The 9,658-nt window shown below is 66.2% G+C and carries 13 protein-coding genes; 4 read left to right on the top strand and 9 right to left on the bottom strand.

Annotated elements, in window-relative coordinates; genetic code table 11:
- The 4 genes from ACR2JI_RS04805 to ACR2JI_RS04790 form a co-directional block, all read right to left on the bottom strand.
- Positions 1-254: MFS transporter (locus tag ACR2JI_RS04805; protein ID WP_526388575.1), on the bottom strand; the 254-nt coding region annotated here is incomplete at its 3' end.
- A 20-nt stretch (positions 255-274) separates the two neighbouring features.
- Positions 275-682 carry a cytidine deaminase gene (locus tag ACR2JI_RS04800; protein WP_526388573.1) on the bottom strand — a complete coding sequence of 136 codons (408 nt, stop codon included), beginning with the start codon at positions 680-682 and terminating at the stop codon, positions 275-277.
- 126 nt (positions 683-808) lie between these two features.
- Complete coding sequence (locus ACR2JI_RS04795) at positions 809-1,309, bottom strand: Rv2253 family sensor-like surface protein (RefSeq protein ID WP_526388571.1); 501 nt, start codon at positions 1,307-1,309, stop codon at positions 809-811.
- The gene (locus tag ACR2JI_RS04790; RefSeq protein ID WP_526388569.1) at positions 1,309-1,542 is read right to left on the bottom strand and encodes a hypothetical protein; all 234 of its coding nucleotides are present in this window, start codon (positions 1,540-1,542) and stop codon (positions 1,309-1,311) included. Before ACR2JI_RS04790 ends, ACR2JI_RS04795 begins: the two co-directional genes overlap by 1 nt.
- A 56-nt stretch (positions 1,543-1,598) precedes the next feature.
- Between ACR2JI_RS04790 and ACR2JI_RS04785 the strand changes: the two genes are divergently transcribed.
- Positions 1,599-1,832, top strand: coding sequence for a hypothetical protein (locus tag ACR2JI_RS04785; protein ID WP_526388567.1), 234 nt, complete (start codon positions 1,599-1,601; stop codon positions 1,830-1,832).
- 93 nt (positions 1,833-1,925) lie between these two features.
- On the opposite strand, the gene ACR2JI_RS04780 is transcribed toward ACR2JI_RS04785, so the two are convergent.
- The 4 genes from ACR2JI_RS04780 to ACR2JI_RS04765 are packed head-to-tail and all read right to left on the bottom strand — an operon-like array spanning position 1,926 to position 5,719.
- On the bottom strand, positions 1,926-2,129 hold the full coding sequence (locus ACR2JI_RS04780) for a CDGSH iron-sulfur domain-containing protein (RefSeq protein ID WP_526388565.1): 204 nt from the start codon (positions 2,127-2,129) through the stop codon (positions 1,926-1,928).
- Between the two features lie 35 nt (positions 2,130-2,164).
- Positions 2,165-3,577 carry an NCS2 family permease gene (locus ACR2JI_RS04775; RefSeq protein ID WP_526388563.1) on the bottom strand — a complete coding sequence of 471 codons (1,413 nt, stop codon included), beginning with the start codon at positions 3,575-3,577 and terminating at the stop codon, positions 2,165-2,167.
- A gap of 31 nt (positions 3,578-3,608) precedes the next feature.
- Positions 3,609-4,844: an MgtC/SapB family protein gene (locus ACR2JI_RS04770; protein ID WP_526388561.1), complete on the bottom strand. Its 1,236-nt coding sequence runs from the start codon at positions 4,842-4,844 to the stop codon at positions 3,609-3,611.
- Between the two features lie 41 nt (positions 4,845-4,885).
- Entirely contained in the window at positions 4,886-5,719 is an 834-nt protein-coding gene (locus tag ACR2JI_RS04765; RefSeq protein WP_526388559.1) for an MIP/aquaporin family protein, read from the bottom strand.
- A gap of 90 nt (positions 5,720-5,809) precedes the next feature.
- Between ACR2JI_RS04765 and ACR2JI_RS04760 the strand changes: the two genes are divergently transcribed.
- Entirely contained in the window at positions 5,810-6,559 is a 750-nt protein-coding gene (locus ACR2JI_RS04760; protein ID WP_526388557.1) for a GmrSD restriction endonuclease domain-containing protein, read from the top strand.
- Here the strand turns inward: ACR2JI_RS04760 and ACR2JI_RS04755 are convergent.
- The gene (locus ACR2JI_RS04755; protein WP_526388555.1) at positions 6,556-7,446 is read right to left on the bottom strand and encodes a hypothetical protein; all 891 of its coding nucleotides are present in this window, start codon (positions 7,444-7,446) and stop codon (positions 6,556-6,558) included. The two genes, ACR2JI_RS04760 and ACR2JI_RS04755, sit on opposite strands and share 4 nt — an antisense overlap.
- A 58-nt stretch (positions 7,447-7,504) precedes the next feature.
- Between ACR2JI_RS04755 and ACR2JI_RS04750 the strand changes: the two genes are divergently transcribed.
- Both ACR2JI_RS04750 and ACR2JI_RS04745 read left to right on the top strand, forming a co-directional pair.
- Entirely contained in the window at positions 7,505-8,335 is an 831-nt protein-coding gene (locus ACR2JI_RS04750) for an SDR family NAD(P)-dependent oxidoreductase (RefSeq protein ID WP_526388553.1), read from the top strand.
- Between the two features lie 83 nt (positions 8,336-8,418).
- Positions 8,419-9,658 (top strand): HNH endonuclease signature motif containing protein (locus ACR2JI_RS04745; protein ID WP_526388551.1); only part of this gene is annotated, 1,240 nt, incomplete at its 3' end.

Raw genomic sequence — 9,658 nt, 5'->3', positions numbered from 1 at the left:
CCGCCGCCGAAGATGACGAACCCGGCGACGATCATCTTGACCTCACCGACAAGGTCGCCCATCCGGCCGCCGGCGACCAGTGCGGCGCCGAACGCGAGGCTGTAGGCGGTGATCGTCCAGGTCTGCGCAGACAAGCCCAATCCGAGGTCGTCCTTGATGGTCGGCAGAGCCGGACCGATCACGGTGGAGAACATCTGGGCGATCAGCGCTCCGAAGCCCATAGCGGCCAGGATCGCCCACGCCGATTTGCTCACTTGCCGGTCGGGCACAGTTGTCACATGCCGGCCTTTCTCTTCTCGAGATCCCACGGGCCGAAGGCCTGAGGCAGGATCTGGGCCATCGACTGGACTCCTTCGGGCGTCATGATCAGCAGATCGGGCCCGCCGTGTTCGTACAGCAACTGCCGACACCGGCCGCACGGCATCAGCGGGTCGCCGTTGCCGTCCACGCAAAAAGCTGCGATGAGCCGCCCGCCGCCGGTGGCGTACAGCGAAGACACCATCGAGCATTCGGCACACAGGGTCAGCCCGTAGGAGGCGTTCTCGACGTTGGCGCCCCAGACCAGACGACCATCATCGACGAGGCCCGCAACTCCCACCGGGAACTTCGAGTAGGGAGAGTATGAATGCCCGGCAGCGGCAACCGCCTGCCGGCGCAACGCCTCCCAATCCACCTCGGACATCCGTTCCCCGACCTCCCGACTGCGGTTGATCGCGCCAACCTAGCACCGCCGATGGCGGCAGAACGCGAAAACCGCTTGGGGTGGCTACAACGAAGACCAGGTGTTCTACGGCAACCGGATGCCGAATTAGGGGGTCGCTGGAACCGCGATGAGCGGGATGTAGACGGTGCCCTGGCATGCGCCGCTACCGATATTCGTGGCGAAGGTGCCCTTGAGCGAGCCGTCAGGCTGCGGTGCGTAGGTGGTCACCGAACTGGCCGCGTCGAAGGTGATTGTGCCGTCCCCGAGGGGGCAGTCCCACCGCCAGGCATTGGTCCGCGACCACTGTGTGCCGGTCCACTCAAAGGTGGTCGACTGGGCCGCATTCGACTTCGGCGTCGGCCCGTCGAGCACGGTCGCCACGCATGAGCCCGATGCGCAGTCGGTGCCGAACTTGTACCAGGCGGTGTAAGGCTGCTCCACCTGCTTGGCGGCCACACTGGTTCCGGACTTTTGATCGGTCTGGAAGGTGATTTTGTACCAGCCTGCCCAGGTGGGCGCGGGGTCAGCAGACGCCGACGGCGCGACGGTAACCGCGACAACGACAGCGGCCGCGGCGGCGGCCGACCGGTTACGTACTGCGCGCACTAGCGGTACTGCGGCCAGACGTAGGTAGAACCCTTGGAGTAGGCGCCCTGGAAACCGTCGTCATCCGGGGTGCCCTGCATGGCCGGCACCATATCTCCCTGGGTGCCGTCAGCGTCGACGTAGCCGCCCGAGCCGCCGTTGGTCTGCGGATCGGCCGACGCGATGGCACCGCCGCTGAGGCCGAGAGCCGCCAGAGCTGCGGAAATTGCTACAAAACGCCCAATTTTCGACATGACGCCCATTTTACGCGGCTAACTGACACCCGTCGAACGGTGCGAACGTCTATCTGGTGCAGACGCCGTTGGAGACGTGGACGCAGGTGTCGCCGGGGTGCGGCGGAGTGATGGTCGGCGAGAAGGAGCTGGGGCCGCCGGCGGCCTTCTCAGTCGGCGTCAGTGCGGGCGCGCTGGTCGCGGGCGCCGATGTCGGCGTGGTCTTCGGTTCTTCCTTGGTGCTGCTGCAGCCGGCGGTCAGCGCGCCCATCGCGACGATCGCCGATCCGCCGATCACGAGCGTGACCTGACGAGCCAATCGAGCTGAGTTCATTGCAGTCCCCGTCCGTGCGAGTTGGAGGCCGGATGTCCAGGCCGTATCTCCTAATTGTAGTCCCGGCAGGTCAGGACGCGGTGAAGCCTTCCTTCTTATGGGCGCCGTCGCAGAACGGCTTTTTGGCCGAGTGGCCGCATCGGCACAGGTAGCTCTTGTCGGTCTCTTTGATCACGGTGCCGTCGGAGGCGAGGATCGTGACCTCGCCGGAGACCTCGAGGGGCCCGTCGGTGAGTGCGGTGATGATGACCTTGGAATCGTGGGAATCGCTCATGGGATTTATTGTGCCGGTTCCCGTCGACGATGTCGTCACAGGCCCATCAGTGACTCGATTCCGCCGCGGGCGAAATAGAGCACGAATCCGACGGCGACGACCCATAGCAGCGGACTGATCTCCCGGGCCCTGCCGACTCCGGTTCGCATCACCACCCAGGTGATGAAGCCGGCGCCGATACCGTTGGCGATCGAGTAGGTCATCGGCATCACCGCAACGGTCAGCACGACGGGCAGCGCCTCAGCGAACTCGGAGATGTCGATATGGCGCAGGTGTGAGGTCATCATCGCCCCGACGATCACCAGGGCGGCGGCCGCGACCTCCAACGGCACGATCGACGCCAGTGGGCCGACGAACATCGCCGCCAGGAAAAGGATGCCGGTGACCAGGTTGGCCAGGCCGGTGCGGGCGCCCTCGCCGATGCCTGCGCCGGATTCGATGAACACCGTGTTGGACGAGGCCGACGTGGCACCGCCGGCGACTGCGCCGACACCTTCCACGACCAGGGCGGCGGGCAGTCGCGGGAACGTTCCCTGCGGATCGGCCAGTCCTGCCTCGCGGGACAGTCCGGTGAAGGTGCCCAGGGCGTCGAAGAAGTTGGCGAACACCAGGGTGAAGAGCAGCGCGGTTGCGGCCAGTGCTCCGATACGCGAGAAACTGTCGAAGCTGAACGCGCCGACCAGTGACAGGTCCGGTACGGCGAATGGCGAACCGGACAGCGCCGGCACCGCCAATTTCCAGCCGCCCGGGTGATCAACGGCGGAGCCCAGATGCCAGATCGCTTCGACGACCACGGCCACCACGGTTCCGGACACCAGGCCGATGAGGATCCCGCCTCGCACCTTTCGGGCGACCAGCACACCGGTGACCAACAGCGTCGCCACGAAGATCAGTGTCGGGACGGTGGTGATCGACCCGCGCCCGCCATCGCCGAGTCCGACCGGCGGCGCCGGAAGGCCGGTGGCCCCGACGAAGCCGGCGTCGACCAATCCGATGAACAGGATGAACAGCCCGATACCGGCGGTGATCGCCATCTTCAACTGCAGGGGCACCGCATCGAAGATCAGCCTTCGCAGCCCGGATGCCGCCAATGCCACGATGATGAGGCCGTTGATGACGACCAGTCCCATCGCCTCAGGCCAGGTGACTGTGCCCACCACGGAGGAGGCCAGGAACGAGTTGATCCCGAGTCCGGCGGCGAAGGCGAACGGCAACCGTGCGACGACGCCGAAGAGGATCGTCATCACCCCGGCCGTCAGTGCCGTGACCGACGACAACTGTCCGAACGGCAACTGATTGCCCAGGACGTCCTTGGAGCCCGACAGGATGATCGGGTTGAGCACCAGGATGTAGGCCATCGCGATGAACGTGACCAGTCCGCCGCGCACCTCGGCGCCCGGTGTCGATCCGCGGGCGGTGATTTCGAAGAAGCGGTCCAGACGATTCACGTCTGGAACCTTAGGGCTTCGTCGGGCCTGCCTAGAGGACTTTCACGGCCACGGTGATCGCCGCAGCGAATACCAGGGTCGGTATGACCATTCGGGCCATGAAGCCCAGCATGAAACGTCGCCCGCCGGCGGCACCGGCGAGAATGCACTTGACGATCAGGTTCGAGCCCAGTGACGCTGCGATCGCCACCAAAGCGGTGTCGACGGTGATATCGCCCTGGGCGGCCAGGCTGGCGGCCGCCAGTGATCCGGCGTGCGCATCTGCCAGACCCGCGGCGAAGGCGGCCAGCACCGCGCCCTGTGGGCCGAGCACGTCGGCGCCCCACTTGCCCACAAGTAGGGCCAGGGTGAGTACCCCGGTCAGAATCAGAGCGGGTTTCAGTGCGAAAGGTCGAGTCGCGGAAACGGTTTCAGCTGTTTCCGGATCGCTCGGGGGTGTTCCGCGATAAACGATGAATGCGACGGCGGTCAGACTGAGCGCCCCGACTGCCGCCGCCGGCCACAGCTTGCGCAACACATCAGCATCGACGATCCCGATGACGAGGAGAAGTTGGACGAACGTGGCGACACTGGCCAGCAGTGCCCCCGCCAGTGGGGCCCGTACTCCGGCCGTCTTGCTGAGCCGGCCCATCGAGGCGGTGGTCGCCGACGCTGAGACGAATCCGCCCGCGAGTCCGGTGACGAGCAGTCCCCGTCGCGGGCCCAGCGCGCGCACCCCGATGTAGCCGAGCCAGCCGATCCCGGTGAGCAGGACCACCAGCAGCCACACCCTGGCGGGGTTGAGCACACCGTAGGGGCCGAACGGTTGATCGGGGAGTAGCGGCAGGACCACAAAGGCCACCACGAAGAACTTGATGGCATCTTCCAATTCGACCTCGCTGACGATCTCGCGGGCGAATCGGTGGATACGGTCCTTGGAGACCAACAGCAGTGCGACGATCACCGCGAGCGCGCCGGCCACCGCCGGACGCGAACACGCCAGCGCGCCAAGCAAATAGGCAACGATGGCGGCGATCTCAGTGGTGGTTCCGGGGTCCTCGCCGCTGGTGCGGAAGTAGGCAATCGCCATCAGTCCGGCGACCGCACCGAGTCCGACGGCCACGGCCCACATGCTGAAGGTGGCCGCGACCGCACCGGCCAGTGACAGCAGGGCGAACGAACGCGACCCGGCGGGAAGCTTTCCGGAATGTCCGCGTTCGCGTTCCAATCCGAGCAGTAACCCGATGGCCAGCGCGATCAGGAACGGCTGGATCTGCTGCCAGGCCACGGACTGACTCTAGTGGGATTACGCGCTCTGGTGGGATTACGTCACTTCAGCGGGGTGGGCTCCACGACGCCGATCTCCGCCGGGCCAGCGACGGCCGCCGGGAGGAACCTCTCGATGCAGAACACGAACAGGCCGCCGCCGATCAGCCCGCCGATTATCGGTGCGACGATCGGCACCCAGAAGTACAGCTGCGGACCGTTCGCGGAGAACCAGGCGTCGTGGTAGCCGGTGATGAAGGATGCGAGCCGCGGACCGAAATCGCGGGCCGGGTTGATGGCGTAGCCCGCGTTGGCGCCCCAGCCCAGACCGATGGCGACCACCAGGAAACCGATGATCAGCGGGCCGATGTTGGCCAGCGGCGGGTTGTTGACCGCACTGGTCAGCGCGAAGATGACCGCCACCAGAATCGCTGTGCCGATCATCTGGTCGGAGAACGCGGTGAGCATCGACACGTTGGCGTCCGGCGAGGTGGAGAAGATGCCCTGGGTGGCTTTGGTGTGGTCGGGGTCGACGTTGTGGATGAGGTCGCTGTAGTTGAACCGGACCAGCAGTGCCGCAACGAAGGCGCCGGCCACCTGGGCGGCGACGTACGGCGCGATCTTGCGGGCCGGGAAGCCCTTGAAGGCCGCCAGCGCGACGGTCACAGCGGGATTGAGGTGAGCGCCACTGAGGCGCCCAGCCACGTAGACCCCCATGGTCACGCCGAGACCCCAGCCCCAGGCGATGGAGTTGTAGTCACCGGTGGCTCCCGGGTCCGTCCCGAGCTTGCCCCCGCCGGTCACGACCTGTGCGACGACGCCGCAGCCGAACAGGATGAGAATCATCGTTCCGAAGAATTCGGCCGAGCACTCGCCGAGCAGTGGGTTTCGTTTCACGGGGGTCCTTTCCGGAAGGTGCCACCGGAAACTAGCAACGACGCCCGGTTGCCGGGCGGTTTTTGCGGCGAGGGGTGCTAGAACCGTGGGGTGGCCGTCAAATCCCGTCGGAGGCGTCGCGCCCTGGCCGTTGTCGTGGCGGCCCTGGTCATCTCCGCCGTCGCTGCTGTCCTGATCTGGCAGGAGAAGGCCAACCAGATTTCAAGTCCGTCGCCGACGTGGCGGGCCGAACCCACCTCGGGCCAGGCACCTCCACCGGTCAGCCCTGACGCGCGGTACGACCTCGCCCGTCAGCAGCTCAAGGCTTTGCCGGTGCGCGGCTGGGATCGCACATCTGACTTCAAGCGCTATCAGTTCGGTCAGGCCTGGAGCGATGATGTCAACGTCGAGTTCGGTCACAACGGCTGCAACACCCGCGATGACATCCTGCGCCGTGATCTGAAGAACCTTGTCGTGCGGACATCAACCTGTTACGCCCAGAGTGGCACGCTGACCGACCCCTACACCGGCGTCACCATCGACTTCGTCCGCGGCCCCGACACCTCCAATGCCATCGAGATCGATCACGTCGTCGCGCTGGCCGACGCCTGGTACAAGGGTGCCCGCACCTGGGATCCGCAGCGCCGGCTCGACTTCGCCAACGATCCCCGCAATCTGCTCGCGGTGAGTCCGAAAGCCAACTTCGACAAGGCTTTTCGGGACGCGGCCTCCTGGCTGCCAACCAATGAGGCGTTCCGCTGTGATTTCGTTGCGCGGCAGATCGACGTCAAGACCGTCTACGGCCTCTGGTTGTCGGCCAAGGAGAAGAAAGCCCTGGCCGACGTCCTCTCGCGCTGCTAGCCCGCACGCGCCAGCTGCTGCAGCTGTGTCGATATCCTCCCGAGTAGTTCGTCATCACAGGAGACGCCCAGTTCGACGTTGTCCAACTGAACGTCGCCGGTCGCATAGCGCGCGACGTCGCCCATCTCCGCCACCCGCTCGGTGAAGTCCTCGATGAACGTGCCGAAACCGTCGATAGGCAGCACGGTGAGTGCGCCGAAATCGCGCTGGAGATCGCCGCAGCCGTACGGGACCCGCACCCCGCGCGATCGCTCGGCCAGGTCCAGCAGGCAGTCGTGGTAGTCCATCAGCCGGTTGGCGGCGTGGACGACTCCGCCGGCGTCGGCGGAGTTCTCGTCGTGCGGGTCGCCGAACACCTCCCGGAACGCGGGGCTGAGCATGAACCCATCGATATCGCCGATCAACTCGTAGAGCTCCGACAATCGCTCGGTGAAGAACAGTCCGGTCTCGAACTCGGTGCTCAGAGCTTCGCCGTTGGGCCGGGCGAACCCCATCCGGGCGTCGCGAACCCGGGCCGCCACCGCGTCGCGGCGCTGAACCGCCACCGAGACGAAGGACGCGTACCTCCAGCAGGGCGGCCGCTTCGTGAGCATGGCGTCCAGTTCCGCGGTGGTGTGCACCACGGCCGCGACCTCAATGGCGTCACCCGGCGGAATGATCGCCGGCTTCGGCGTGATGGCGCGCATCAACTCGGCACCCTCGGTGCCGTACACCCCGCGCACATCGCCGCGGGATGCCCAGCTGTGCTGTTGATCCGCCCGCGAGCTCACCTCCCGGTCGCGCTCCCGCTGATCGGTCAGCGCCTGCTGCGAACGCACGGCGGCGGCGCGGCCCCAGAGGAAGATGCCACCCGTGAGCACGATGCTGAGCAGTACCCATCCAGTCATAACCGCGATGCTAGGGCGGGCCTCCGACACAACCGTCTGACCGGCTAGCGTCGCACCCATGACGACACGACGACCCGTCGCTGTGGTGACCGGGGCCAGCCGCGGTGCCGGCCGTGGCATCGCCGAGGCGCTCGGCACTGCCGGCTGGCGGGTGTATCTGACCGGACGCACGATCTCGAACGACGACGCCCGCTCGGTGACCGCCCTGGGCGGCGAGGGTATCGCCGTGCCGTGCGACCATGCCGACGATTCCTCGGTGGCGGAAGTGTTCGCCCGGGTTTCTGATCAGAACAACGCGCTCGATCTACTGGTCAACAATGCCGCTGCCATCAGCGACCGGCTGACCGATCCGGCGCCTTTCTGGGACAAGCCGTTGGAGTTGTCCGACGTTCTCGATGTCGGTCTCCGTTCGGCCTACGTCGCGTCCTGGTACGCCGCGCCGCTGTTGCTGCGCGCCGATCACGGCCTGATCGTGTTCACCTCGTCGCCGGGTTCGGTCTGCTACATGCACGGTCCGGCGTACGGGGCGCAGAAGGCCGGCGTGGACAAGATGGCCGCGGATATGGCCGTCGATTTCGGCGGCACTGCGGTGGCCACAGTGTCGATCTGGATGGGCATTCTGCTTACCGATCGGATGCGTCGGGCGTTCGGGGTCAACGCCGAGGCGCTGGCCGCTTTCGCTGAGCATGCCGAGACCCCGCAGTTCACCGGCCGGCTCATCGATGCGCTCTATCGCGATGCCGACCTGGCCGCGCTGTCCGGACACACTGTCATCGGCGCGGAGCTCGCCACCCGGTACGGCATCACCGATGAGGGTGGGCGCCGCCCGCCGTCACACCGCGACGCGCTCGGGACGCCCCGAGAGCCGAGCCCCGTCGTCGTTCGGTAGCTCTATCCACAGTCTGGACTTCATCCACAACCGGCCATGGTGGCGGTGTTGGGGTGTCGGGGAGCAGATCTAATATCGAATATATGTTCGAATCGACGAAGGCCGGGCTGCTCGCCGAGATGTCCGGCGCCCAGCGCGATGAGCGGGTGGCTGCGGCGAAGCGGATTCTGGCGGCCGGCCGGTTGTGCCAGTTGCGACTGGCCGAGGTCCACCCCGAGGACCGGACGCAGTGGTGCATCGACAACTGGGAGGCCGTGGCTGCCGAGGTCGCGGCTGAATTGGGTATCAGCCGGGGTCGCGCCTCTGCGCAGATGAACTACGGGGTGGAACTCCTGGAACGGCTGCCGAAGCTTGGTGCGGCCTTCGCCCGCGGTGAGGTGGATTTCCAGGTCATCGCCGTCGCGGTGTTCCGCACCGGTCTGATCACTGATCCCAAGGTGCTGATCAAGATCGACGCTGTTGTTGCCGCGAGGGCAGCAGGGTGGAACGCCCTGTCGAGAAAGCGGATCAGCGAGGTGGTCGATATGTGGGTCCGCCACCTTGATCCTGCAGCGGAGCGCATCGCACGACGGGCCGACGACGATCGCCATGTCGAGATAGGTCCGTCGCGGGATGGGTTGGCGGATTTCTGGGGTGCGGTCCGTGCTCCGGATGCCGCTGTGCTGGATCGGCGGTTGGATCAGCTGGCTTCCACGGTGTGCCGTGCTGATTCGCGTACGAAACGGCAGCGTCGCGCCGATGCGTTGGCGGCGTTGGCTGCGGGCCGGTCAGCGATCGTGTGCGACTGCGGATCTGAGGACTGCCCAGTCCGCGACGCTGACCCGCAGCCGGGTCAGGTGGTGATTCATGTGCTGGCCGAGGCGGCAACGGTGTCCGGGGAGAGCAATTCAGCGGGGTATCTGCCGGGATTCGGGGCGGTACCGGCCGAGACGGTCCGCGATCTCGCGGTGCGGGCCCGTCTGCGTCCCCTGACGGCGGCTGACCAACTCAAGGCCGAGCCGCACTACCGGCCGTCGTCGGCGCTGGCGGATTTCATCCGCGCCCGTGATCTGTGTTGCCGGTTTCCGGGTTGTGATGTGCCGGCAGAGTTCTGCGATATCGACCACACGATCCCCTGGGCCCTGGGTGGGTTGACCCATCCGTCGAACCTGGGGTTGAAGTGCCGTCCCCATCATCTGCTCAAGACTTTCTGGTGCGGTGAGAGTGGTTGGGGGGAGCAGCAATTCCCCGACGGCACCATCGTCTTCACCTCCCCGTCCGGCCGGAAGTACACGACAAAACCGGGCGGGGCGCTGTTCTTCCCACAACTGGCGACACCCACCG

It is taken from the genome of Mycobacterium sp. (assembly GCF_051006775.1).
Lineage (GTDB): Bacteria > Actinomycetota > Actinomycetes > Mycobacteriales > Mycobacteriaceae > Mycobacterium.
The sequence above is the reverse complement of the archived record's forward strand: the minus strand, read 5'-3'. Positions and strand labels throughout refer to the sequence as shown.